25 protein-coding genes and 1 pseudogene are annotated in these 24,329 nt (G+C 66.9%); 12 read left to right on the forward strand and 14 right to left on the reverse strand.

All coding sequences use genetic code 11. The features are described 5' to 3' along the window. From MBELCI_RS01780 to MBELCI_RS01800, 5 genes and pseudogenes are all read right to left on the reverse strand, one after another. Positions 1-855: pseudogene (locus tag MBELCI_RS01780) on the reverse strand (2Fe-2S iron-sulfur cluster-binding protein); the annotation flags it as partial. Continuing rightward, positions 852-2,384 carry a formate dehydrogenase beta subunit gene (locus MBELCI_RS01785; RefSeq protein ID WP_045319592.1) on the reverse strand — a complete coding sequence of 511 codons (1,533 nt, stop codon included), beginning with the start codon at positions 2,382-2,384 and terminating at the stop codon, positions 852-854. The pseudogene MBELCI_RS01780 and the gene MBELCI_RS01785, both read right to left, overlap by 4 nt. 5 nt (positions 2,385-2,389) lie before the next feature. Further along, the gene (locus tag MBELCI_RS01790; protein ID WP_021692423.1) at positions 2,390-2,869 is read right to left on the reverse strand and encodes a formate dehydrogenase subunit gamma; all 480 of its coding nucleotides are present in this window, start codon (positions 2,867-2,869) and stop codon (positions 2,390-2,392) included. Between the two features lie 93 nt (positions 2,870-2,962). Beyond that, positions 2,963-3,847, reverse strand: a complete 885-nt coding sequence (locus MBELCI_RS01795; RefSeq protein WP_021692424.1) for a LysR family transcriptional regulator — start codon at positions 3,845-3,847, stop codon at positions 2,963-2,965. 13 nt (positions 3,848-3,860) lie between these two features. Then, positions 3,861-4,445 (reverse strand): hemerythrin domain-containing protein, encoded by a 585-nt coding sequence (locus tag MBELCI_RS01800; RefSeq protein WP_021692425.1) that lies wholly within the window; start codon positions 4,443-4,445, stop codon positions 3,861-3,863. 362 nt (positions 4,446-4,807) lie between these two features. On the opposite strand from MBELCI_RS01800, the gene MBELCI_RS01805 reads away from it, so the two are divergent. From MBELCI_RS01805 to MBELCI_RS01825, 5 genes are all read left to right on the forward strand, one after another. After that, the gene (locus MBELCI_RS01805) at positions 4,808-6,451 is read left to right on the forward strand and encodes a peptide ABC transporter substrate-binding protein (RefSeq protein ID WP_021692427.1); all 1,644 of its coding nucleotides are present in this window, start codon (positions 4,808-4,810) and stop codon (positions 6,449-6,451) included. 85 nt (positions 6,452-6,536) lie between these two features. Beyond that, positions 6,537-7,460 (forward strand): oligopeptide ABC transporter permease OppB, encoded by a 924-nt coding sequence (gene oppB / locus MBELCI_RS01810; protein WP_021692428.1) that lies wholly within the window; start codon positions 6,537-6,539, stop codon positions 7,458-7,460. Positions 7,461-7,471: 11 nt separating this feature from the next. After that, positions 7,472-8,404, forward strand: coding sequence for an ABC transporter permease subunit (locus tag MBELCI_RS01815; RefSeq protein WP_021692429.1), 933 nt, complete (start codon positions 7,472-7,474; stop codon positions 8,402-8,404). Beyond that, positions 8,404-9,378 carry an oligopeptide/dipeptide ABC transporter ATP-binding protein gene (locus MBELCI_RS01820; protein WP_021692430.1) on the forward strand — a complete coding sequence of 325 codons (975 nt, stop codon included), beginning with the start codon at positions 8,404-8,406 and terminating at the stop codon, positions 9,376-9,378. The genes MBELCI_RS01815 and MBELCI_RS01820 overlap by 1 nt, the downstream gene beginning before the upstream one ends. After that, entirely contained in the window at positions 9,378-10,598 is a 1,221-nt protein-coding gene (locus MBELCI_RS01825) for an oligopeptide/dipeptide ABC transporter ATP-binding protein (protein ID WP_235047551.1), read from the forward strand. The genes MBELCI_RS01820 and MBELCI_RS01825 overlap by 1 nt, the downstream gene beginning before the upstream one ends. 235 nt (positions 10,599-10,833) lie before the next feature. Here the strand turns inward: MBELCI_RS01825 and MBELCI_RS01830 are convergent, their stop codons facing one another. From MBELCI_RS01830 to MBELCI_RS01865, 8 genes are all read right to left on the reverse strand, one after another. Continuing rightward, positions 10,834-11,199, reverse strand: a complete 366-nt coding sequence (locus MBELCI_RS01830) for a response regulator (RefSeq protein ID WP_021692432.1) — start codon at positions 11,197-11,199, stop codon at positions 10,834-10,836. Beyond that, positions 11,192-12,238 carry a sensor histidine kinase gene (locus MBELCI_RS01835; RefSeq protein ID WP_021692433.1) on the reverse strand — a complete coding sequence of 349 codons (1,047 nt, stop codon included), beginning with the start codon at positions 12,236-12,238 and terminating at the stop codon, positions 11,192-11,194. The genes MBELCI_RS01830 and MBELCI_RS01835 overlap by 8 nt, the downstream gene beginning before the upstream one ends. 130 nt (positions 12,239-12,368) lie before the next feature. Further along, positions 12,369-13,748, reverse strand: coding sequence for a 30S ribosomal protein S12 methylthiotransferase RimO (gene rimO / locus MBELCI_RS01840; RefSeq protein WP_021692435.1), 1,380 nt, complete (start codon positions 13,746-13,748; stop codon positions 12,369-12,371). Between the two features lie 19 nt (positions 13,749-13,767). Further along, positions 13,768-14,613, reverse strand: coding sequence for a metal ABC transporter permease (locus tag MBELCI_RS01845; protein ID WP_021692436.1), 846 nt, complete (start codon positions 14,611-14,613; stop codon positions 13,768-13,770). Further along, the gene (locus MBELCI_RS01850) at positions 14,610-15,458 is read right to left on the reverse strand and encodes a metal ABC transporter permease (RefSeq protein WP_021692437.1); all 849 of its coding nucleotides are present in this window, start codon (positions 15,456-15,458) and stop codon (positions 14,610-14,612) included. The genes MBELCI_RS01845 and MBELCI_RS01850 overlap by 4 nt, the downstream gene beginning before the upstream one ends. After that, positions 15,455-16,351, reverse strand: coding sequence for a manganese/iron ABC transporter ATP-binding protein (locus MBELCI_RS01855; RefSeq protein ID WP_021692438.1), 897 nt, complete (start codon positions 16,349-16,351; stop codon positions 15,455-15,457). Before MBELCI_RS01855 ends, MBELCI_RS01850 begins: the two co-directional genes overlap by 4 nt. Beyond that, positions 16,351-17,238 (reverse strand): metal ABC transporter substrate-binding protein, encoded by an 888-nt coding sequence (locus MBELCI_RS01860; RefSeq protein ID WP_021692439.1) that lies wholly within the window; start codon positions 17,236-17,238, stop codon positions 16,351-16,353. The genes MBELCI_RS01855 and MBELCI_RS01860 overlap by 1 nt, the downstream gene beginning before the upstream one ends. Before the next feature lie 198 nt (positions 17,239-17,436). Continuing rightward, on the reverse strand, positions 17,437-18,030 hold the full coding sequence (locus MBELCI_RS01865) for a GcrA family cell cycle regulator (RefSeq protein ID WP_021692440.1): 594 nt from the start codon (positions 18,028-18,030) through the stop codon (positions 17,437-17,439). A gap of 189 nt (positions 18,031-18,219) precedes the next feature. Here MBELCI_RS01865 and MBELCI_RS01870 point away from each other — a divergent pair, with 189 nt between their 5' ends. The 7 genes from MBELCI_RS01870 to MBELCI_RS01900 all read left to right on the forward strand — a co-directional run bounded on the left by MBELCI_RS01870 (position 18,220) and on the right by MBELCI_RS01900 (position 23,766). Beyond that, a complete protein-coding gene (locus MBELCI_RS01870; protein WP_045319583.1) occupies positions 18,220-19,023 on the forward strand; it encodes an ABC transporter permease in 804 nt (267 codons plus the stop codon). Beyond that, positions 19,020-19,481: a GNAT family N-acetyltransferase gene (locus MBELCI_RS19120; RefSeq protein ID WP_021692442.1), complete on the forward strand. Its 462-nt coding sequence runs from the start codon at positions 19,020-19,022 to the stop codon at positions 19,479-19,481. The genes MBELCI_RS01870 and MBELCI_RS19120 overlap by 4 nt, the downstream gene beginning before the upstream one ends. Positions 19,482-19,829: 348 nt before the next feature. Further along, positions 19,830-21,014, forward strand: coding sequence for an aspartate aminotransferase family protein (locus MBELCI_RS01880; protein ID WP_021692443.1), 1,185 nt, complete (start codon positions 19,830-19,832; stop codon positions 21,012-21,014). After that, on the forward strand, positions 21,004-21,504 hold the full coding sequence (locus tag MBELCI_RS01885) for a GNAT family N-acetyltransferase (RefSeq protein WP_021692444.1): 501 nt from the start codon (positions 21,004-21,006) through the stop codon (positions 21,502-21,504). Before MBELCI_RS01880 ends, MBELCI_RS01885 begins: the two co-directional genes overlap by 11 nt. Positions 21,505-21,592: 88 nt before the next feature. Beyond that, complete coding sequence (argF, locus tag MBELCI_RS01890) at positions 21,593-22,519, forward strand: ornithine carbamoyltransferase (protein WP_021692445.1); 927 nt, start codon at positions 21,593-21,595, stop codon at positions 22,517-22,519. 61 nt (positions 22,520-22,580) lie between these two features. Beyond that, positions 22,581-23,036, forward strand: coding sequence for a GNAT family N-acetyltransferase (locus MBELCI_RS01895; protein ID WP_021692446.1), 456 nt, complete (start codon positions 22,581-22,583; stop codon positions 23,034-23,036). 58 nt (positions 23,037-23,094) lie between these two features. Next, positions 23,095-23,766, forward strand: coding sequence for a haloacid dehalogenase type II (locus MBELCI_RS01900; protein ID WP_021692447.1), 672 nt, complete (start codon positions 23,095-23,097; stop codon positions 23,764-23,766). Between the two features lie 3 nt (positions 23,767-23,769). Here MBELCI_RS01900 and MBELCI_RS01905 read toward each other — a convergent pair whose 3' ends face one another. Then, complete coding sequence (locus MBELCI_RS01905) at positions 23,770-24,216, reverse strand: NUDIX hydrolase (RefSeq protein ID WP_045319584.1); 447 nt, start codon at positions 24,214-24,216, stop codon at positions 23,770-23,772. Positions 24,217-24,329: the final 113 nt, after the last annotated feature.

Raw genomic sequence — 24,329 nt, forward strand, 5'->3', positions numbered from 1 at the left:
AATAGGCGCAGGTGGTGACGACCGAGCGCGCTCGGGCGTATCCGATCTCGATCACCGATTTTTCCTGAAGCGTCGCGGTCGGGGCAGGCCTGCACGCAGCGCCGCAGGATACGCAGTCCGAGGTCATGAAATCGTCGAGCTTGGTGCCCGCGGACACGCGGCTGTCGAAGCCGCGGCCCTCGATGGTCAGCGCAAAGGTGCCCTGCACCTCGTCGCAGGCCCGCACACAGCGCGAGCAGACGATGCATTTCGAGGGATCGTAGGTGAAGTAGGGGTTGCTGTCATCCTTGGGCAGGAACTGCGGGTTGTTGATGCCCACCGGTTCGCGCAGTCGCGCCTCGGCCTGGGACCGCGCGCCGGTGCCCGAGGGATCGTAGTGGTTGTCGCCCGGCTTGTAGCGCACGTCGCGCAGGCCCACGGCCCCCGCCATGTCCTGAAGCTCGCAATCGCCGTTGGCGCCGCAGGTCAGGCAGTCGAGCGGGTGGTCGGAGATATAGAGCTCCATCACGCCCTTGCGGAGCTTCTTGATCTTGGAGGTCTGGGTGTGGACCACCATGCCCTCGGCCACCGGGGTGGTGCAGGAGGCGGGGGTGCCACGACGGCCCTCGATCTCGACCACGCAGAGGCGGCACGAGCCAAAGGCCGCCATGTTGTCGGTGGCGCAGAGCTTGGGCACCTGGATGCCCAGCTCGGCGCTGGCGCGCATGACGCTCGTGCCTCGGGCACCGTCACCTCAAAGCCGTCGATGCTCAGCGTCACTGTCCTGGCCGAGATCGACGCGGGCGTGCCCATGTCGGTGTCGTCCTTGAGACCGGTGCCGCCGGGACCGTCGAAGGGGATCAGAAAGTCCTTCATTCCGCTGCCTCCTTGGCATTGGCATGGAAATCATCGGGGAAATGCGTGAGCGCCGACATCACCGGGTAGGGGGTGAAGCCCCCCAGCGCGCAGAGCGAGCTGTCCTTCATGGTATCGCAAAGATCCGTCAGCAGCGGGATCGCGCTCGTGTCTCCGCGCGCGATGCGGTCGACCGTCTCGACGCCGCGCACCGCGCCGATCCGGCACGGCGTGCATTTGCCGCAGCTCTCGACCGCGCAAAACTCCATCGCGAAGCGCGCCATGCCGAGCATGTCGGCGGTGTCGTCGAACACCACCACGCCCGCATGGCCGATAAGGCCACCCTCGCCGTCGAACTCCTCGTAGCCGAAGGGCGTGTCGAATTTGGAGCGCGGGAAATAGGCCCCGAGCGGCCCGCCGACCTGCACCGCCTTGACCGGGCGGCCCGTCTCCGTGCCGCCGCCGATCTCGTCGACCAGCGCGCCCAAGCTCGTGCCGAAGGCGGTCTCGAACAGGCCGCCGAACTTCACGTTGCCGGCGATCTGGATCGGGATGGTGCCGCGCGAGCGTCCCAGACCGAAGTCACGGTAATGCGCGGCACCTTTCTCGAAGATCACCGGCACGGTGCCCAGAGAGATGATGTTGTTCACCACCGTCGGCTTGCCGAGGAAGCCTTCGAGCGCCGGCAGGGGGGGCTTTGCGCGCACGACGCCGCGCTTGCCTTCGAGACTGTTCAGAAGCGAGGTCTCCTCGCCGCAGACATAGGCGCCAGCGCCGACGCGGACCTCCATGTCATAGGCGAAAGCCGAGCCCAGCACCGAAGCCCCGAGCACGCCGCGCGCCCGAGCGATGCGGATCGCCTCGTTCATGGTGTGGATCGCCTCGGGATATTCCGAGCGCAGGTAGATGTAGCCACGGGTCGCGCCGACGCAGATGCCCGCGATGGCCATGCCCTCGATAAGGCTGAACGGATCGCCTTCCATCAGCATCCGGTCGGCAAAGGTGCCCGAATCGCCCTCATCGGCATTGGCGACAATGTATTTCTGGTTCGCCTCGGCCAGACGCACTGTGTCCCACTTGATGCCGGTCGGGAAGCCCGCGCCGCCACGGCCGCGCAAGCCCGATTCCTTCATCTCGTCGATCATCGCCGCGCCGGTCATCTCCAGCGCGCGGCGCAGGCCCTTGAGGCCGCCATGCGCTTCGTAGGCATCGAGCGAGAGCGGGTCGATGACGCCGACGCGGGCGAAGGTGAGGCGGGTCTGCCGCTTCATCCATTCGATCTCTTCGGTCGGGCCGAGAGCGAGGGCGTGGCTGCCCCAATCGGCGTCGAACAGCGCGCGGACGTCATGCGGCGTGACAGGGCCGAAGGCATGGCGGACACCGTCGCGCTCGATCTCGACCATCGGTTCCAGCCAGAGCATCCCGCGCGAGCCGTTGCGGACCAGCTCGACCTCGATCTCGCGGATCTTCGCCTCGGCCATCACCGCCTCCGCCACCTTCTCGGCATCGACGGCGAGGGCGGCGGCGTCGCGGGGGACATAGATCTTCAACTTGCTCATGCGTCCACCTCTTCGAGCAGCGATTTCAGCCGCGCCTCGTCGACCCGCGCCACAACGCGGCCGTCGAGCATCATCGCCGGGCCGTTGGCGCAAAGCCCGAGGCAATAGACCGGCTCGAGCGTGACGCCGCCCTTCGAGCTCGTGCCGTGCCAATCGACGCCGAGCCGCGCCTTGGCGGCCGCTTCGATGCCCTGGCCACCACGGGCCTGACAGGCTTCGGCACGGCAGATCTTGAGCATGTGGCGGCCTGCGGGCTCCTCGCGGAAATCATGATAGAAGCTGACCACGCCATGCACTTCGGCGCGGCTGATGTTCAGCCCTTCGGCAATGATCGGCAGCGCCTCTGGCGGGACATAGCCCCATTCGGCCTGCACGGCGTGCAAAATCGGCAGCAGCGGTCCTTCGAAGGTCGCGTGATCCGCAAGGATCGCACCAAGGCGGCCCTCCAGATCGGCGGGGGCTGGCGGTGTCGGCATCGGCTGGCTCCTCCTCGAGTCTTCCGCGCATACAACGGCATGCCCACATGCAATATCAATATCGCGGTTTCGTGCCGCGATAGAGAAACCCTATCAAGCCCGGTCGAAGCGCCGCGCCTCGGAGAGAAGCGCCGAGAGCAGCGGCGTGTGCGGCTCGCGCCATGGCGCGATCAGCCCGATCCCGTGCGCGGCGTCGGGATCGGTGACGGGGCGGGCGACCAGTGGCTGGCCCTGCAGGAAGATCGCCGCCGCGCGCTCCGGCAGAATCGTGACCCAGCCCGAGTTCAGCACGTGGGAGATCAGCACGATGGTCGAGTTGGTCTCGACCCGGGGTGCCACTTCGATGCCCGCCCCGGCGAGATGCCCCGCGATGATCCGGCGGTTCTGCATGTCGGGGGTGAGCAGGCACAGATCCGTCCCGCCCAGATCGGCCCAGCGCAGCCGTTCATGCGTGGCCAGCCCGCAATCGGCCCGCATGACCGCGACATAGCGTTCGGTATAGAGCGGCACGGTGACGACCCGGCCCATGGGTTCGTTGTCGAGATAGCCGATCCCGGCATCGACCTCGTGATCCTCGATCGCCGCCAGAAGCTGCGTCGTGGTGGTCGAGCGGACCGAGAACCGCAGGTTCGGATGCGCCGCGGCAAAGCGCGAGGTGAGCTGTGTCACCGCGCCTAGCGCGGTCGGGACCACCGCGAGCCGCAGCACGCCGGTCAGACCCTCGCGCGCGGCGCGCAGTTCCTCCTTCATGCCGCGCACGTCGCCCGAGATCCGCCGTGCCCAGTCGCGCACGCGCTCGCCCTCCGGCGTCAGCCCCTGAAACCGCGATCCACGCCGCACCAGCATCACGCCGAGTTGATCTTCGAGCTGCCGGATCGCCGCCGAAAGCGTCGGTTGCGTGACCCCCATCGCCTCGGCGGCGCGGCCGAAATGTTCAGCCTTGGCCAGCGCGAGAAACATCTCCAGCCGGTCGATCATCCTTTGGCCCCCGTCATCCCAAGGCCCCCGTGCCGTGATGCAGCAGCACCGGCACCACCAGTTCCTCCTCGTCGACGAGATGCCGGTCGAGAAAGCGCTCGAAACCTTCGAGCCGCGCGGCGAAGCGCGCCGCCTCGCCGCGCATTTCGGCGGGGGCGTCGGCGATGCCGATCAGCGCGTTCGCGGCTTCGACGAAATCCGCCAGATGCGCGTCGAGCGCGTGGTGATCGCCGTCGAGCAGCGCGAAGCCCGCCTCCAGCCGGGGCTCCATCGCCGACAGGCGGGGAAAGTAATGCGCGTCCTCGATGCCGTGATGGCCGTGCAACTCGCCCACGAGCCGCCCACCGATCCGCGACAGCGCGGCGGCAAAGTGCGCCGGATCGGCGCCGTCGGCGGCAGCTTGGGTTTCGCGCGTCAGGATCGCCAGCATCTCGCGGAACGAAAGATGCTTGGAGAGCCAGAATCGCACCAACCCGTCGAAATTCGGATCAGCCTGCCAGCCCGCCCGGGGAAAGTCGTCGAGCAGCACGCGCAGCGCGTCCGGCAAGCCGTCGCGGGCCCCGAGTCCCAGCGCGGGATCGTTCGGATCGGTTGTCATCGGATAGGTCCTCCCGTCCGAAAACTAGCCCGGTGGGGCGTCCGGGGCGAGAGGCGGCAAAATCCCGCGCGTCTGAATGATCACGTTTCTCGGCCCGCCGGGGCAGGACTGAAACGTGAAGTTGTCGTGCAATGGCGTCTGCGCAACATCAATCATGCGAATACATAACAGATTTTGCCATAAGGTTGCTTGGCGCGGATGACGCATGGGAAATGGGGCCGCCGCGCTGTCGCGTGGTCATGCGGCGATAAGTCTTGCAAATAACGGTCGATCGCAAAAGGATCGTGCCACAACCACGCCCGCAAAGGGCGGAGCTGCATCCGACGCGGGCCGACCCGCGTCCTCCAGACAGGGATGACCACATGACCTTGAAGACCCATCTTCTCGCCGGCACCGCGGCGCTTTTCGCGCTGAGCGGCGCGGCGCATGCCGAGAGCCACGCGATGATGGAGCACCCCGAGACCGGGGAAAAGCTCGCCACCGACCAGAGCTTCACCTACCGGGTGCTCGACGAGTTTCCCTCGATCGACCCCAACCTCATCGAGGATGTCGAGGGCTCGGCCATCGGCCGCCAGCTGTTCGAAGGCCTGATGAACCAGGACGAGAAGGGCGACGTGGTGCCCGGCGTGGCGACCGGCTACGAAGTCTCCGAGGACGGGCTGACCTACACCTTCACCCTGCGCGACGACGCCAAGTGGTCGAACGGCGAGCCGGTCACCGCGAACGACTTCGTCTATTCGTGGCAGCGCGCCGCCGATCCCGCGACGGCGTCCGAGTACCAATGGTACATGGGGCTGATGAAGATCGCCAACGTCGACGAGGTGATCGCGGGCGACATGGAGCCCTCCGAGCTCGGGGTGAAGGCCGTGGATGACCTCACTTTCGAGGTGACGCTGTCGCAGCCGCTGCCCTACTTCCCGCAGATGGTGACGCACACCACCACCTTCCCGGTGCCGCAGGCGGCCATCGAAGAGCATGGCGATGCCTGGACCCAGCCCGGCAACATGGTCTCGAACGGCGCCTATGTGCTCGAGGACCGCGTTCCGCAGGAATACATCACCCTTGCCAAAAACCCCGAATACTGGGACGCCGAGAACGTCATCATCGAAGAGGTGAAGGCGCTGATCATCAACGACGAGAACCAGGCGCTGACCCGCTATCTCGCCGGTGAGTTCGACCAGACCGATGTGCCCGCAGGCCAGTTCCCGCGTCTCGCGGAGGAGCACCCCGAACAGGCGATCTCGGTGCCGAACCTGTGCACCTACTACTACAACCTGAACGTCTCCGAGAGCGGCCCCGAAGCGCTGGCCGATCCGAAGGTGCGCGAGGCGCTCTACCTCGCCATCGATCGTGACGTGATCGTCGAGAACGTCGTCGCCGGTGGCCAGAAGCCGGCCTACACCCTGACCCATTGGGCCACCGCAGGCTTCGAGGTTCCCTCGGCCGAGGCGGCGCAGATGAGCCAGCAGGAACGCAACGAGCGCGCCAAGGAGCTGATGTCGGAGGCCGGCTATGGCACTGATGGCGAGGCGCTGACGCTCGACCTGCTCTACAACACCTCCGAGTCGCACAAGCAGGTCGCGACCGCGATCGGCCAGATGTGGAAGCAGACGCTCGGCGTCGACATCTCGATGGCCAACATGGAGTGGCAGACCTTCCTCGAGGAGCGCCACAACAGGAACTACGAGGTGGCGCGTGCCGGCTGGTGCGCCGACTACAACGAGGCGTCGTCCTTCCTCGACATCATGGACACGAACTCGTCCTACAACGACTCAGGCTTCAACAACGAGACGTACGACTCGCTGCTGACCGAGGCGAAGACCTCCGAGGATCCGTTGCCGCTCTACACCGAGGCGGAGACGATCATCACGCAGGAGTTCCCGATCCTGCCGATCTACCACTACGCCACCGTGTTCATGATGGACGAGACCATCAAGGGCTACCCGCTCGAGAACGCGCAGGACAACTGGTACGCCAAGGACCTCTACCGCGTCGCCGGTGAGTAACTTCTGATCGAAAGACCGCCGCGCCCCCTGGCTCATGCGCGGCGCGGTCCATTTCCGCAGATGCGGAAACGAGGTATCATCCCCCATGCTGAATTACGTTCTCAGGCGCGTCGCCATCGCGATCCCGACGATCCTTCTGCTCGTCGTGATCTCCTTCGTGCTGATGTATGCCGCCCCCGGCGGCCCCTTCAATTCCGAGCGGCCGCTGCCCGCGCAGGTGATGGCCAACATCGAGGCGCGCTACGGGCTCGATCAGCCCTATTGGAAGCAGATGACGACCTATATCTGGAACGTGGTCGTGCATTTCGACTTCGGCCCGTCGTTCCAGTACCGCGACCGCACTGTCAACGATGTGATCGCCCAAGGCTTTCCGGTGACGCTCACCTACGGGTTCTGGAGCTTCATCGTCGCCCTCGTGGTGGGCGTGGCGCTGGGCGCCGCCGCCGCGATCCGGCACAATTCGTGGCTCGACTACCTCGCTGTCGGTATCTCGATCGGCGCGCAGGTGCTGCCCAACTTCGTGATGGCGCCGATCCTCGTGCTCGTGTTCACGCTGTGGCTTGGCTGGTTGCCGGGTGGTGGCTGGCAGGGCGGGCAGATCGAATACATCATCCTGCCGGTGATCGCGCTCTCGACCTCCTATATGGCCTCGATCGCGCGGATCACCCGCTCCTCAATGCTCGAAGTGCTCAATGCCGGTTTCATCAGGACGGCGCGCGCGAAGGGCCTGCCGACCAGCCGGATCATCTGGAAGCACGCGATGAAACCGACAATGCTGCCGGTGCTGAGCTATCTCGGGCCCGCCTTCGTCGGCATGATCACCGGCTCGGTCATCATCGACGTCTTCTTCTCGACCGGCGGCATCGGACAGTTCTTCGTCAACTCCGCCTTCAACCGCGACTACTCGGTCATCATGGGGATCACCATCCTCGTCGGTGTGCTGACTGTCACGTTCAACCTCGTGGTCGACCTGCTCTATGCGTGGATCGATCCGAAGATCCGCTACTGAGGAGGGGTCCCATGTCGCTCAATCCTGATCCCGGCACCGCCGACCGCCTGCTCGCCGCGCAGGCCGCCGCCGACGTCAAGGGCCGCTCCTTGTGGAAGGACGCGCGCCAGCGCTTCATGCGCAACCGTGCGGCCACAGCCGGGCTGGTGGCGCTGGTGCTGATCTGCATCTTCGCCTTCTTCGGCGGGTTTCTCGCCCAGTACGAGCCCGATTACGTCGATTTCTCGCTGATCGGCTCCAACGCATCGCAAGGCGTGCCCTCGATCGAGACGGGGCATTATTTCGGCACCGACAGTTCGGGCCGCGACCTCTATGCGCGCACCGTGCAGGGCACCCGGATCTCGCTGCTCGTCGGCATCGTCGGCGCGGGCGTCGCGGTGATCGTCGGTACGCTCTATGGCGCCATCGCAGGCTACAAGGGCGGGCGCACGGACGGCGCGATGATGCGCACGGTCGATATCCTGATGTCGGTGCCCTACATGTTCGTCCTGATCCTGATGCTGGTGATCTTCGGCCGCTCGATCCTGATGCTGTTCATCGGCATCGGCCTGATCTCGTGGCTCGACATGTCGCGCATCGCGCGCGGCCAGACCCTGACCATCAAGGGCAAGGAGTTCGTCGAAGCCGCCCACGCCACCGGCGTGCGGCCGATGACGATCATCCTGCGCCACATCGTGCCGAACCTTCTGGGGCTCGTCATCGTCTACGCGACGCTCCTCGTGCCGCAGATGATCATCACCGAAAGCTTCATCAGCTTTCTGGGCCTCGGGATTCAGGAGCCGAACACCTCGCTCGGCGCGCTGATCTCGAACGGCGCCAGCAACATGCAGTACGGCGTGATCTGGCAGCTTGCCTTTCCGCTCTTCTTTTTCGTCATCACCCTTTTCGCCTTCTTCTTCGTCGGCGACGGTCTGCGTGATGCACTCGACCCCAAGGATCGCTGATGGCCCTGCTCGACATCGAAGACCTGCGCGTCACCTTCACCACCGGCGACGGCGAGGTGAACGCCGTCAACGGGGTCAGCTTCTCGGTGGAGGAGGGCGAGACCCTCGCCATCGTCGGCGAAAGCGGCTCAGGCAAGAGTCAGACCGCCTTCGCCGCGATGGGGCTTCTGGCGCGCAACGGCCGCGCCACGGGGCAGATCCGCTATGACGGGCGCAACCTGCTGGAGTTGAAACAGAAGGAGCTGAACCGGGTGCGTTCTGAAGAGATCGGCATGATCTTTCAGGACCCGATGACCTCGCTCAACCCCTACATGCGGATCTCGGACCAGATGGCCGAGGTGCTGACGCTGCACAAGGGCATGACCAAGCGCGATGCGGTGGCCGAGGCCACGAAGATGCTCGACGCGGTGAAGATCCCCGACGCCAGGAACCGCATCACCATGTTCCCGCACGAGTTCTCGGGCGGCATGCGGCAGCGGATCATGATCGCCATGGCGCTGTTGTGTCAGCCGCGCCTGCTGATCGCCGACGAGCCGACCACCGCGCTCGACGTCACCGTGCAGGCGCAGATCATGGAGCTGATGGCCGAGATCCGGGCAGAGTTCGGCACGGCGATCATCCTGATCACCCATGATCTCGGCATCGTCGCGGACACCTGCGAACGTACGCTGGTGATGTATGGCGGCCAGATCATGGAGACCGGCCCGACCGACAAGCTGTTCGAGCGGCCGACCCATCCCTACACGCTGGGCCTCTTGCGCGCCGTGCCGCGGATCGATCGCGACGACGAAACGCTCTCGACCATCGCGGGCGAGCCGCCCGACATGTCGCGCCTGCCCAAGGGCTGCCCCTTCACACCACGCTGCGCCTGGGCGCATGGGCCGTGCCCAACGGTGCGCCCCGAGCTTCTGCCCGCTGAAGGCTTCCCTGAGCTGCGCCGCGCCTGCCATGCCCCCGTCGAGGAGGTGAAGTGATGACCGATCCCAAGGACGACAAATTCGCCGAGGCCTCGGGCCGCGACGAGGCGGGCGACCCGATCCCCGCCGCGCCGCCGGCAAGCGCAACGCCTGTGGCGACGCCGCCATCGCCCGCACCGGCCGAGGTGGCGCACAAGGACGCGCCCGTTGCGAAGGAGGCCGGCAATGCTGGCCGGCCCGACCGGACCGGCAAGCGCGCCGCGCCGATCCTGCGGGTCGAGGATCTGCGCGTCGCCTTCGACATCCGCCCGCGCGGCGCCTGGCCCTGGACGCCGTCGAAGAAGCTGCACGCCGTGGGCGGCATCAGCTTCGACCTCGCGCCTGGCGAGAGCCTCGGCGTGGTGGGCGAGAGCGGCTCGGGCAAATCGACGCTGGCGCGCGCCATCGTCGGCACCATCCCCTCGACCGGCGGGCGGATCGAGTTCGAGGGCCAGGACCTCGCCTCGATGTCCGAACGCCAGCGCCGCGTCCACCGCAAGGACGTGCAGATGGTGTTCCAGGACCCTCTGGCCGCGCTCAACCCGCGCATGACGGTGGGCGACATCATCGCCGAGCCGCTGGTCACGCACGAGCCCAAGACGCCTCGCAAGGAGGTCCGCCGCCGGGTGGCCGAGCTGATGGAGCGGGTCGGGCTGCTGCCGAACCTCGTGAGCCGCTACCCGCACGAGTTCTCGGGCGGGCAGTGCCAGCGCATCGGCATCGCCCGCGCGCTGATCCTGCGCCCCAAGCTGCTGATCTGCGACGAGCCGGTCTCGGCGCTCGACGTGTCGGTGCAGGCGCAGGTGGTGAACCTTCTGAAAGAACTGCAGCGCGACATGGGGCTGGCGATGATCTTCATCGCGCATGACCTGTCGGTCGTGAAGCACGTCTCGGACCGGATCGTGGTGATGTATCTGGGCCGGGTGATGGAGGTAGCGAAATCGAAGCCCCTCGTCACCAACCCCGAGCATCCCTACACGCAAGCGCTCATCGCGTCCGTGCCGATCCCCGACCCGGTGCTGGAGCGTGCGCGCAAGCGGCCGGTGCTGGGTGGTGAGCTGCCCTCGCCGATGAGCCCGCCCTCGGGCTGCGTGTTCCGCACCCGCTGCCCCAAGGCGCATCCCGATTGCGCCGATGGGCTGCCGCCGATGCTCGATCTGGGCGACGGCCACCGCGTGGCCTGCCCTTATCACGAAGAGCCCAGCGTGCTCGACGCCGCGCGGCAGATGGCGGGCTGACGACACAAGAGGGGGCGCGCGGGGCCGCGCCGTCGGTTTGGAGCGTGCAAGTTACGGGGAAGGGGAGCGCGCGGCGTTCCCTTTTTTCCTGTCGGCGGGCCGGTGCTGTCGGGCGAAAGCCCCGAAGCGCCGTCGTGACTTACGGGCCGCTGTCGGGAGGACGTCGACCGCACCTGTGGACAAGCTACGACGCGCAGACCGTGTGTCTTCCCTGTTCCGGGGCAGTCAGACCGTCTCAGTCGCCAAGGGCCGCCCGCGCCGCCGCGAGAAGCTGCGTCGGGTCGTAGGGCTTTTGCACACAGCGATGCGCGGCGTAGCCCCCCGCCAGTCCCGCCGCCGCATAGCCAGTGGCGAAGACGAAGGGGATCTCGCGCTGGATCAGCTGCTCGGCCACCGGATAGCTCGTCTCGTTGCCGAGATTGACGTCTAGGATCGCCACGTCGAGATCGGCTTGCTGGACGGCATGCAGCGCTTCGCTGAGCCGCATCGCTACGGTAACGCGGCACCCGGCCTCTGTCAGCACGTCCTCGCCCAGCATCGCAACGAGGCTCTCATCCTCGACCAGCAACACCCGCACGCCATCAAGGCTGCCCTCACCCATGCGCATAGTCCCGTCCGGGTTCGAGCGCCACGGGGTCGGGGAGCTGCGGCAACAGCATCTCGATCCGGCAGGTCAGGCCTTCGGGCGCGAACCCGACCTTGGCGGTGCCGCCGAACTCCATCGTCACCTGGCGCTCGATCAGGCGCAGGCCAAAGCCCTTGCGGCTGGGTTCGACCACGGCGGGACCGCCGGTCTCACGCCATGCGAGGGCAAGGGCGGTGCGGTCGTCCTGCGCAGGCGTGGCGGTCCAGCTCAGTGCCACCTCGCCGCCCTCGCGGCTCAGCGCACCGTAGCTGCGCGCATTGGCGAGCAGCTCGTGCAGCGCCATCGACAGGCTCACGGCGGCCTTGGGGTGGATATCGATATCCGGCCCCGTCACCGACATCCGCCCCTCGGGCACCTGATCGACGACCGCATCGGCGATGACCCGCAGCGACGCGCGCGCCCATGCGGTTTCGGTCAGCACGTTGTGGGCGCGCGACAGGGTGGTGAGGCGGCCTGAAAACCGCTCGAAGGTCTCGGCGTCGGAGCCCTTGAAGGTCTGCCACGCGATCGACTGCACCGTCGCGAGGGTGTTCTTGACCCGATGGTTCAGCTCGTTGACGAGCAGGCGCTGCCGCTCATCGGCCCGCTTCTCCGCGGAGATGTCGCGCACCTCGATGATGGTGCCGATGGTCTGGCTTTCCTCGTCGCGGATCGGGCTGGCGGTAAAGCCCACGGGGTAGAAATGCCCGTCGCGATGAACGAAGACCTCTTCGCCTTGGGTCTGGTTGTGCTCGGGAAAGGCACGGTCGATCGCGCATTCATGCAGCGGAAACGGCGTGCCGTCAGGATAGGTGTGATGGATGATGTCGTGTAGCGGCCGATCCAGTTCCACGACCTCGTCGAGGGTCCAGCCGGTCAGGATCTCGGCGGCACGGTTCATGTAGACGCATTGCTGCCGGTCATCCATTAGGAAGATCGCGACGCTGGCATTGTTGAGAACGGCATGCAGCCGTCTCTGAGCGTCATCGAGCGGGCGCGCCTGCAGGTCAGTCATTGAACTTCGAGTCTCCGTCGCGAACGCCTGATCGAACATGTCATCCCAACATGATCCCGACCAGCGGCCATTTTCAGACCATCTAGTGCCAGACGCGAGGCGGCAACACCGTTCCCCGCGTCACATTCAATCAACTTCCCACCATCCGACCCCAGAGGTCGTATTCGCCCGCCTCGTCGACCTTGACGGTGAGCATGTCGCCGGGCTTGAGGATCTCGTGGCCCTCGTCGATGAAGAGGTTGCCGTCGATCTCGGGCGCGTCGGCCATGGTGCGGCAGGTCGCGGCCTCCTCGTCGACCTCGTCGACGATCACCTGCAGGTGCCGGCCGACCTTGGCCTGCAGCTTGGCCTCGGAAATCGCCTGCGCCTTTTGCATGAAACGCTCCCAGCGCTCCTGCTTGACATCTTCGGGCACGTGATCGGGCAGGTCGTTGGAGCGCGCCCCGGCGACATTCTCGTATTTGAAGCAGCCGACCCGGTCGAGCTGCGCTTCGTCGAGCCAGTCGAGCATGTAGTCGAACTCGGCCTCGGTCTCGCCGGGATAACCCACGATGAAGGTCGAGCGCAGGGTGATGTCGGGCGCCATCGACCGCCATGCCGCGATTTCGTCGAGGGTCCGGGCCGAAGCTGCGGGACGGGCCATGCGTTTCAGCACGTCCGGATGACCATGCTGGAACGGGATGTCGAGATAGGGCAGCAGCCCCGAGGCCGGATCGGCCATCAGCGGGATCAGGTCGCGCACATGCGGGTAGGGGTAGACGTAGTGCAGCCGCACCCATGCGCCCAAGGAGCCCAAGTCGCGCGCCAGATCGGTGATGTGGGCGCGGTGGCCGCGATCCTCGGCATGGCGGATATCGAGGCCGTAGGCCGAAGTGTCCTGGCTGATCACCAGAAGCTCGCGCACGCCCGCTTCGACGAGCTTTTCGGCCTCGCGCATCACCGCATGGGCGGGACGCGACTGCAGCCGTCCACGCATGTCGGGGATGATGCAGAACTTGCACTTGTGGTTGCAGCCCTCGGATATCTTCAGATAGCTGAAATGCCGCGGCGTGAGCGAGATGCCGCGTGCGGGCAGCAGGTCGACGAAGGGGTCGGGCGAGGGCGGCACCGCGCCATGCACCGCATCGAGGACCTGCTCGTATTGATGCGGGCCGGTGACGGCGAGCACCTTCGGATGCGCGCCGGTGATGTAGTCGGGTTCGGCCCCGAGGCAGCCGGTGACGATCACCTTGCCGTTCTCGTTCAGCGCCTCGCCGATGGCATCGAGGCTCTCGGCCTTGGCGCTGTCGAGAAAGCCGCAGGTGTTGACGATCACCGCGTCCGCGCCGGCGTAGTCGGGGCTGATCGCATAGCCCTCGGCCCGGAGCCGGGTCAGGATGCGCTCGCTGTCGACCAGCGCCTTGGGGCAGCCGAGCGAGACCATGCCGATGGTCGGCTGGCCGGGGCGGGCGACATCGGTGAAGCGCGCCTTGGGGGCGAGGTCGGGACGGAGATCGGGAGGATTCTGCATCCGCGCGATCTAATCGCTCTCACGCCATCTGGGAAGCCCCCCCGGTCTCGGCGCGGCGGATCGTGAACGACTTCCAGATGAAGGCGGCGATGAAGATCAGCGTGAGACCGAGGATGATCGTCGGCGCGGGCGCGCTGTCGATCCAGAAGCTGGCATAGACGCCGCCCCAACCCGCCACCAGCGTCACCGCCACGGCGACCATGAGCATCGTGCCGAAGCGTCGGGTGACCAGAAACGCGATGGCGCCGGGCGCGATCAAGAGACCGATGGCGAGGATGATGCCCACCGCCGAAAGCGTCGAGACGATGGTGAGCGACAAGAGCGCCAGCAGCCCGTAATGAAACAGCGCGACCGGAAGTCCCAAGGCGCGGGCATGGGCCGCATCAAAGGCGTGCAGCATGAGATCGCGCCAGCGGGCGAGCAGCGCGAGGCTGACCACTCCGCCGACGATCCCGGCGGTCCAGAGATCCTGAGCATCGATGCCCAGCATGTTGCCGAACAGGATGTGGTCGAGATGTACCTCGCTCTCGATCCAGGTGTAGAGCACGAGGCCGATGCCGAACATGCCGGAGAACACGACGCCCATCACCGTGTCCTGCTTGATCCGGCTGTGATCGGTAAGAAAGCCGGTGAGCAGCGCGCAGGACATGCCCGCGACGAAGGCGCCGATCAGCAGCGGGATGTTCAGGACGTAGGCCAGCACCACGCCGGGCAGCACCGCGTGGCTCACCGCGTCGCCCATCAGCGACCAGCCCTTGAGCACCAGAAAGCACGACAGGAGAGCGCAGGGCACCGCGATCAGCCCCGCGATCACGAAGGCGTCGCGCATGAAGTCGAGCTGGAAGGGCAGCAGTAGTTCGTTCATAGCGCCGCCCTCGCACGCGCCCGGGCCGCCAGCCAGCCATGCTTGGGCGCGAAGACGAAGGTGAGAAGGAAGATCAAGGTTTGCAGGCTGATGATCACGCCGCCCGTCGCCCCGTCGAGGAAGAATGAAACGTAGGCACCGACGAAGCTGGTGACGCTGCCGAGCGCCACGGCGATGACGATGAGGCGCGGAAAGCGGTCGGTGAGCAGGTAGGCGGTGGCGCCGGGTGTGACCACCATGGCGATGACGAGAAACGCGCCCACGGTCTGCAAGGCGGCGACGCAGGCCGCCGACAGCAGCACGAAGAAGACAAAGCGCAGCAGGTCGGGACGCAGGCCCACGGAGCGCGCATGCGTCTCGTCGAAAAAGGTGACCATGAGGTCCTTCCACTTCAAAAGCAGCACCGCCATGCAGACCGCGCCGATGATGGCGAGTTGCAGCGTATCCTCGGGCGTGATGGCGAGGACGTTGCCGAGGATGATGGTCTGCACGTCCACCGGGGTGGGCGAGACCGAGACCATGAACAGTCCCAGCCCGAAGAAGCCGGTGAAAATGAGGCCGATCACGGTGTCCTCCTTGAGGCCGGTGCGCTGGTTCAGGAACAGCATCGCGGCCGCCGCCAGCCCGCCCGAGAGGAACGCGCCGAGCGCGAAGGGCAGGCCCAGCATGTAGGCCCCCGCGACGCCCGGCACGATGGAGTGCGAGAGCGCGTCGCCAATCAGCGACCAGCCCTTGAGCATCAGATAAGCCGAGAGAAAGGCGCAGACCGCGCCAACGAGGGCCGAGACCCACATCGCGTTGAGCATGTAGCCATAGGTGAAGGGCAGGGCGAGCGTCTCGATCATTCGCTGCCCCCGCTCTCGCCGCCGGTCTGCTGGCGGTCGTCATAGAAGACCAGCGGGCGTTCGTCATCCGACAGGATGCGCAGCTTGCGCGCATCCTCGTCCTGATGCAGCTCCGCGCCGCCCAGCACGAAATGGCGCAGCACACCGCCGAAGGCGCGTTCGAGGTTGTCGCGGGTGAACACATCGCGTGTCGGCCCATGCGCAAGGACGGTGCCCTTCACCAGCACGGTGCGGTCGCAGAACTCGGGCACGCTACCGAGGTTGTGGGTCGAGACCAGCATCACCCGGCCCTCGTCGCGCAATTCGCGAAGGAGGCGGATGATCGCCTCCTCGGTCTGCACGTCGACACCTGTGAATGGCTCGTCGAGCAGGATCACGCGTCCGTCCTGCGCCAGCGCACGCGCGAGGAACACCCGTTTGCGCTGCCCGCCCGACAGCTCGCCGATCTGGCGGTGCCGGAAATCGCTCATGCCGACCCGCTCCAGCGCTGCCGTGACGGCGCCATGATCGGCCGCGCGCGGACGGCGCAGGAACCCCATGCGCCCGTAGCGGCCCATCATCACCACGTCTTCGACCAACACCGGAAAGGTCCAGTCGACCTCCTCGGCCTGCGGCACATAGGCCACCAGCCCGGATTTCAGTGCCTGCTTCACCGGCTGCCCAAGGATCGATATCGCGCCGCGCGACAGCGGCAGGAAACCCATGATCGCCTTGAACAGCGTCGATTTGCCCGCGCCGTTGACCCCGACCAGCGCCGAGATCGTGCCCACGGGCAGCGAAAAGCTCGCGTTGCGCAGCGCCGTGACGCCGTTGCGGTAGGAGACGGTCACGCCATCGGCGGCGAGCCCTGCGCCCGCGCCTTGCGCATGTTTGGGAAAGGCGCGCGCATCCATCATTCGACCCCGTTCAGGCCGCGCGCGACGGTCTCGGTGGTGACGCGCAAAAGGTCGAGATAGCTCGGCACCGGGCCGTCGGCCCCGGAGAGCGAATCGACATAAAGCTCGCCACCGTAAGCCGCGCCTGTTTCACGTGCGACCTGCTTCGCCGGGTCGGTGTTGACGGTGCTTTCGCAGAACACCGCCGGGATCTCGTGCTCGCGCACCCCGTCGATTACCTTTCGCACCTGCTGCGGCGTGCCGGTGGCGTCGGCGTTGATCGGCCACAGATAAAGCTCGTTCAGCCCGAGGTCGCGGGCGAGATAGCTGAACGCCCCCTCGCAGGACACGAGCCAGCGCTTGTCTTCGGGCACCCGTGCGATCTCGGCGCGCAGCGGCTCGATCACCGCCGCGATCTCCTCCTTGTAGCTTGCAGCGTGCGCGGCATAGGTCTCGGCGTTCTCCGGGTCGGCCTCGCTCAGCGCGTCGCGGATGTTGTCGACATAGATCGCGGCGTTGTCGGGGCTCATCCACGCATGCGGGTTGGGCTTGCCGTCGTAATCGCCCCCCGAAATCGAGATCGGCTCGATGCCTTCGGAGATCACGGCGGTGGGCCGGTCGCCCGCGTTGTCGAGGAACTGCTCGAACCACAGCTCGAGGTTCAGCCCGTTCCACAGCACCAGATCGGCGTCGCGCACGCCCAAGATGTCGCGCGGCGTGGGCTGGTAGTTGTGGATCTCCGCGCCGGGCTTGGTGATCGACACGACCTCGGCCGCGTCGCCCGCGACATTGGCCACCATGTCGGCGATCACGGTGAAGCTCGTCGCCACCTTGATCTTGTCTTCGGCGGCGGCGGGCAGGGCCAGCAGCGAGGCGCCAAGGGCGAGAAGGGGCAGGGTGCGCATGGATGTCTCCGAACTGCTAGGGGTGTCGCAGAGGATAAGATGCGAACGGTTCGCAGGAAGTCAACTGGATTGAGAATAATTCGCAACTAAACGCGTAGTGCCGACGTGGCCGGGGCAGGGCAGGGCGCGGCGTTCGGCAAACGAAAAGGGCCGCTTCCGAAGAAGCGGCCCTTTGTTCAGGCACATTGGTCCGCGGCTTCAGCGGCGGCGGTCGCGGCGCGAGGACATCGGTTGGAAGGCGACGCCGACATGGGCCTCGCAATAGGGCTTGCCCGATTGGGTCGGCAGGCCGCAGAACCAGAAATTGTCGGTCGCGGGATCGCCCACCGGCCATTTGCAGGTCTTCTCGGTCAGCTCCATCAGGGTCAATTTCTTGGCGCCCTTCTCGATCTCGGACACCTTGGCGAGCGCCTCGGGGCTGATTTCGTTGGCCGAGGGCTGCGGCGGCAGCGGCTGACCGGCCGGGATGATGGCGCGCCGCGCCGCGCTCATCGGGATCGGCGCGTCGTCCTCGTCCTCCGCCTCGGTCTTCGGTTCGGGCTTGGCCTGCGGCGCGGGCGCGGGCTCGGGCCGCGCGGCCGTGGGCTGCGCAGGCGCGGAGGGCGCCGTCTGGGGCGCGGGAGGCGCGGGCTGCGGTGCCACGCCGGTGCGGTTCGACAGGCCCAGGCGATGGACCTTGCCGATCACGGCGTTGCGCGTCACGCCACCGAGTTCCTTGGCGATCTGGCTCGCCGACTGGCCCTCGTTCCACATTTTCTTGAGCGTTTCGACGCGCTCGTCGGTCCAGGACATGCAATGCCTCCGATCGGTTGGGCGGTGGCCCGCCGTTTCAGTTGCGACGTGCCGATTTACACAGCCACGCGCGGCAGTTCAACCCGCACCGCGCGTCGCGGCGCGTGTCGATGCGGATGCGATGCCATCTCCACCAGCCTTGCCACCGCGCGCATGACGGCTACAACCCCGACCTCAGGAGGCACGCATATGAGCACCGACACCGACCAGGGGATCCGCCGTTTCGGCCGGTTCAACACATTGGGCACCGCGACGCTCGCAAGCCGCGAGATCCGCCGCTTTCTGAACGTCTGGGCGCAGACGGTGATGGCGCCGCTGATCAACGCGGCGCTGTTCCTGCTCATCTTCACCATCGCCATCGGCCCGCAGAGGGGCGACGTGATGGGCGTGGCTTTCCTGCATTTCCTCGCCCCCGGCCTGCTGATGATGACGGTGATCCAGCAGGCTTTCGCCAACACCTCGTCCTCGCTGGCTTCGGCCAAGGTGCAGGGCAACATCGTCGACACGCTGATGGCGCCGCTGTCACCGGCCGAGGTTCTGGCCGGTTACGTCGCAGGATCGGTGGCGCGCGGGCTGATCGTCGCGGTGGTCATCACCATCGGCGTCTGGCTGTTTCTGGGCGTCGGTCTGGCGCATCCCTTCTGGGCGCTGACCTTCTGGGTGCTGGGCTCGATCTTCATGGGATCGCTCGGGCTCATCGCCGGGATCTATGCGCAGAAGTTCGACCAACTCGCCGCGATCACCAATTTCCTCGTGACGCCGCTCGCCTTCCTGTCGGGCACCTTCTACTCGATCGACGCGCTGCCGGGCTTCATGCAGGTGATGAGCCACGCCAACCCGTTCTTCTACCTGATCGACGGGGCGCGCTACGGCATGATCGGCGTGTCGGACAGCTCGCCCGTTCTGGGCCTCGGCGTGGCGCTGGTGTCCTGCTTGGTGGTGGTCGGCCTGGCCTGGACCTGGCTGCGAAAGGGCTACAGGCTCAAGCCGTGAGCCTGCTGCGCGACGCCGTTCCCGCCGATTTCGAACGCCTCGCCGTCGGGCTGCCGCCGCAGGGGCTCTTGCTGCCCGAGGCGGGGCTGGTGACGGCGCCGGTGGCGATGCTGCTGGCGCGGCGCTGCGAGGATCTGCGCGCGTTGCAGGGCTGGGGCGCCTGCCTGATCGTCGAGGGCGATCTCATGGTCGGCTTTGTGCTGCTCAACGGCATGGATGCGGCGGGTCATGCCGAGTTCGGCTATGCCGTCTCGCCGGGCCAGCGCGGCCGCGGGCTTGCGGGCGCAGCGGTCGGGGCCTTCGTGACACGCGCGGGCGACGAGGGGCTCGGGGCGCTTCTGGCCGAGACCGATCCCGGCAATGCGGGCTCGATCCGGGTGCTGGAGCGCAACCTCTTCACCCCCGTTCCCCCGACGCGCGAGGGGCGGCTGCGCTGGCGGCGCTACCTGCGCCGATAGAACGGGTCATCGGCAAGATCCGGCGCGGACGGCTGTTTCCGGGGTCTGATCTGCATCCGCCGCAGCTTCGATACGGATTGCGAGATTGCGCCGTGCCATGTGCCTCCGGGCGTTCGGGATCATCCGACATCGCCTCCGGCCCGCGCGGCGGTTTTCCTCTTTTCGTCCGCGTCTTCCTCGCCTAACGTCGCGCCCATGACGCAGATCGCCGCCTTTGCCGCCCCCCGACGCCGACGCTGAAGCCCACCCGCTTCGCGACGCGGCCTCTTTTGCGTCTTCCTCCCCCCGCGACAATTGACTCGCCCCTGCCGCTGCGGCACCAACGGGGCCTCTTACAGGACCATTGCCATGATCCCCTCGATCCTGCCGACCTACAACCGCGCGCCGCTGTCCTTCGTGAAGGGCGAGGGCGTCTGGCTGCAGACCGAGGACGGGCGGCGATATCTCGATCTCGGCGCGGGCATCGCGGTCAACGCGTTGGGGCACGCCAACCCCGATCTCGTGGATGCGCTGACCACCCAAGCGAACGCGCTGTGGCATGTGTCGAATCTCTACCAGATCCCGGCGCAGCAGAAGCTGGCCGACGCGCTGGTCGAGCGCACCTTCGCCGACACCTGCTTCTTCACCAACTCGGGCACCGAAGCGATGGAGCTGGTGGTGAAGATGGCGCGGAAATACTGGCATGATCAGGGCCAGCCCGAGCGGACCCGCATCCTGACCTTCGAAGGCGCGTTCCACGGTCGGTCCTCGGCCGCGATCGCCGCCGTCGGGACCGAGAAGATGACCAAGGGGTTCGGGCCGCTTCTGTCGGGTTTCACGCAGCTGCCATGGGGCGATCACGAGGCGCTGCGCGAGGCGGCGGCGCAGGCCGATGTCGGCGCGATCCTGATCGAGCCGGTGCAGGGCGAGGGCGGCATCCGGCCCGTTCCCGACCAGTGCCTGAAGGGGCTGCGCGACCTGTGCGACGATATCGGCGCGCTGCTGATCTTCGACGAGGTGCAGTGTGGCATGGGCCGGACCGGCAAGTTGTTCGCCCATGAATGGGCGGGCGTTACGCCGGACATCATGATGGTCGCCAAGGGCATCGGCGGCGGCTTTCCCCTAGGTGCGGTGCTGGCGACCGAGGCGGCGGCGGCCTGCATGGTGGCGGGCACGCATGGCTCGACCTATGGCGGCAACCCGCTGGCCTGCGCCGTGGGGGCGAAGGTGATGGAGATCGTCGCGAGCGAAGACTTCCTCGACGGCGTCCGCGCCCGGTCGGGACGGCTGCGCCAAGGGCTCGAAGGGCTCGTCGCCAGCCACCCGGAGGTGTTCGAGGGCGTGCGCGGAACCGGGCTGATGCTCGGGCTGAAATGCAAGGGCGCGCCGGCCGATCTGGTGCAGGCGGGCTATGCCGAAGGCGTGCTCACCGTGCCTGCCGCCGACAACGTGGTGCGCCTGCTGCCGCCTCTCAACATCGCCGAGGCCGAGATCGACGAGGCGCTGTCCCGGCTCGACCGGGTGGCGGCGCGGGTCGGGTCCGATGCCGGGTAACTACCGCTTCAGGCCGCTGGTCGCCTCCGACCGGCGGCTCTTCGACCGCTGGCTGGCGGAGCCGCATATCGGCGGCTGGTGGGGCGATGCCGCCACCGAATGGGCCGAGATCACCCGCGACTGGGCCGAGGGCAACACCGGCACCGACATGCGCATCGTCGAGCATGAGGGGCATCCCTTCGCCTATGTGCAGGATTACGAAGCGCATTTCTACGACATGCCGCATTACGCGCAGCTCCCCAAGGGCGCGCGCGGCATGGATTCCTTCCTTGGTGATCCGGCCTATCTCGGGCGCGGCCACGGGGCGGCCTTTCTGCGGGCGCGGGCCCTGCAGCTGATCGCCGCGGGCGCACCGCTCGTCGCGGTCGATCCCTCGCCCGACAACACCCGCGCCATCGCCGCCTATCTGCGCGCGGGCTTCGAAGGCGACGCCGTGATGCCCTGCGAGGACGGCACGCCGATCCGGCTGATGACGCTGGCGCGGGCATGAGATCACCGTTCACCCATGACGCGGGAGGAGGTCGCGGCAGCGACGACGGGCAACGCCCGCTTTCCGACACCAGACCGAAGAGACAGCCATGACCCATTTCCTCGACATCCTGCCCACGCCCACCGCCGATCTGCGCCAGATGATCGGCCAGGCCCGCACCATGAAGGACGCGCGCCGCGACCGCCCCAAGGGGATGTGCGACGACGAGACACCACTCGACGGGCGGATGGTCGCGCTGATCTTCGAGAAGCCCTCGACCCGCACCCGTGTCAGCTTTGACGTGGGCGCGCGGCAGATGGGCGCGCAGACCATGGTGCTGTCGGGCACCGACATGCAGCTCGGCCATGGCGAGACCATCGCCGACACGGCGCGGGTGCTGTCGCGCTACGTCGATCTCATCATGATCCGCACCTTCGAGGAGCAGACCCTGCTGGAGATGGCCGAGAACGCCACCGTGCCGGTGATCAACGGTCTCACGAACCGCACCCACCCGTGCCAGATCATGGCCGACATCATGACCTTCGAGGAGCATCGCGGGCCGATCAAGGGCCGCAAGGTCGTCTGGTCCGGCGACGGCAACAACGTCTTCGCGAGCTTTGCGCAGGCCGCCGCGCAGTTCGAGTTCGACCTCGTCTTCACCGGGCCGCGCCCGCTCGACCCCGAGCCCGAGATCCTCGAGGCGGCGCGCGCGGCGGGCGGCAATATCGAGATCGTCCGCGATCCGATGGCGGCGGTCGAAGGCGCCGATCTCGTGGTCACCGACACATGGGTGTCGATGCACGACCCGGTCTCGGCGCGCGAGCGTCGGCACAACCAGCTGCGCGGCTATCAGGTCAATGCCGAGCTGATGGGTCGCGCCAAGCCGGACGCGCTCTTCATGCACTGCCTGCCCGCGCATCGCGACGACGAGGCGACGAGCGAGGTGATGGACGGGCCGCATTCGGTGATCTTCGACGAGGCCGAGAACCGGCTGCATGCGCAAAAGGCGGTCATGCGCTGGTGCCTGGGCGTGTGACGCCCCCGTTCCGGCTGGTGCCGCTCGCCGTCGAGGATGCCGAGGCGCTCGCGGCCTCGAGGTGGCGAACCGCGACTGGTTCGAGCGCGAGGTGCCGCCGCGCCCGGCGGCCTATTTCGACGCGGACGCGCTGCGCGAGATCCTGCGTGAGATGCTGGAGGGGCCGGAGGCCGAGCGTGCCCGCTTCTTTCTGGTGCGGGCCATGGACGGGACGATCATGGGCCGGGTCAACCTGACCGGCATCACCGATGGGCCGCGCGGCCGCGAGGCGGAGGTCGGCTACCGCGTCGGGCCCGCCCATGCGCGGCAGGGCCTTGCCCGCGCGGCGCTGGGCGTGGCGATCCACATGGCGCGCGAAATCGGGCTCGATCGGCTGAAGGCAAAGGTCCCCGAACACCATGTCGCCTCGATCCGGGTACTGGAGACCAATGGCTTCATGCCCACGGGGGAGGCGCCCGTGATGGCCGAACTGCACGGCGCGCCGCTGTCGCTTTCGCACTACGCCCGCGATCTGTGACGGGGAACGCGGGCCTGTGCCTTGCGTTGTTTCCGGATTCCAAGCACCGGAGACCGCCATGCCCCGCCCCGACGCCATCGCCTTCGACGCCGTGGAGACGCTGTTCTCGTTGGAAAAACTGCGCCCCCGGATGGAGCAGGCCGGCCTTGAGAGTTACCAACTCGAGAGCTGGTTCGCACAGATGCTGCGCGACGCCTTCGCGCTGGGCGCGCTCGACATCTACAGGCCGTTCCGGGAAGTGGCCGAGGCCACGCTCGACGTGATGATGACCGCCAAGGGCATCGGGAGGCGTGCGGAGAGGATCGAGGCGATCCTTTCGGGCTTTACCGAGCTTGATGCCGAACCGGATGTAAAGCCCGCGATGCAGGCGGTGGCGCGGGCCGGCGTGCCGATTGCCACGGTGACCAATGGCAGCGAAAAGGTCACTCGTGCGCTGATCGAGCGAAACGGGCTGTCGGAGCTGGTCTCGCAGGTGATCTCGGTCGACGAGGTAGGCCACTGGAAACCGGTGGCGCGGGTCTACCACCACGCCGCCGCGCGGATCGGCGTGCCGCCCGAACGGCTCGCCCTCGTCGCGGCACATGGTTGGGACGTGCAGGGCGCGCGCAGCGCCGGGCTGGTCACCGGTTATGTCGCACGCAAGAGCAAGCCGCGCAGCGCGGTCATGGCCGAGGCGGATGTCGAAGCGGCGTCGCTGCCCGAGGTCGTGGAGGGGCTTCTGAACGCCTGAGGCTCAGAGGTTTCGCAGAATCTCGCGCAGCCCGTCCTCGGTGACGAGGCGCGCGGCGGCCTTCGCCGAGACCCAGCGCCTGTCGCGGCGCTTCACCTCGGGATAGATATCGAGCACCTTCTTGGCCTTCACCTCGAACACCCGCGTGATGCAGATGTCCTCATCCCCGTGCTTGGACTGCTTGACCGCGACGAAGGTGCCGATGGGCTTGCGCTTGACCTTGCCCTCGCGGACACCGGCCTCTTCCCAAGCCTCGACCAGTGCGGCTTCGCTGTCGTGCTTGCCCTCCATGGGCCAGCCCTTGGGCAGGATCCAGCGCCCTTCGGAGGAGGTCACGAGAAGCACTTCGCGGCCCTTTTCGCCCTTGCGATGGCACAGGGCGGCGAGTTGGCGGTGGATCGGGGTGGTGTAGTTGCCGGACATGTCGTCCGGTAGGTCCTTAGGGCTCATCTGAAGCTGCCTCGATAATCGTACCGTTCTTGTTCTTGTGATCATTAACATAACATCACGAACAGGTAATGCAATCTGACCAATCCATATCCTACGGCCTGGGGCAAATTGTG

Origin of the sequence: Limimaricola cinnabarinus LL-001, from assembly GCF_000466965.1 — a bacterium.
GTDB classification, from domain to species: domain Bacteria; phylum Pseudomonadota; class Alphaproteobacteria; order Rhodobacterales; family Rhodobacteraceae; genus Limimaricola; species Limimaricola cinnabarinus.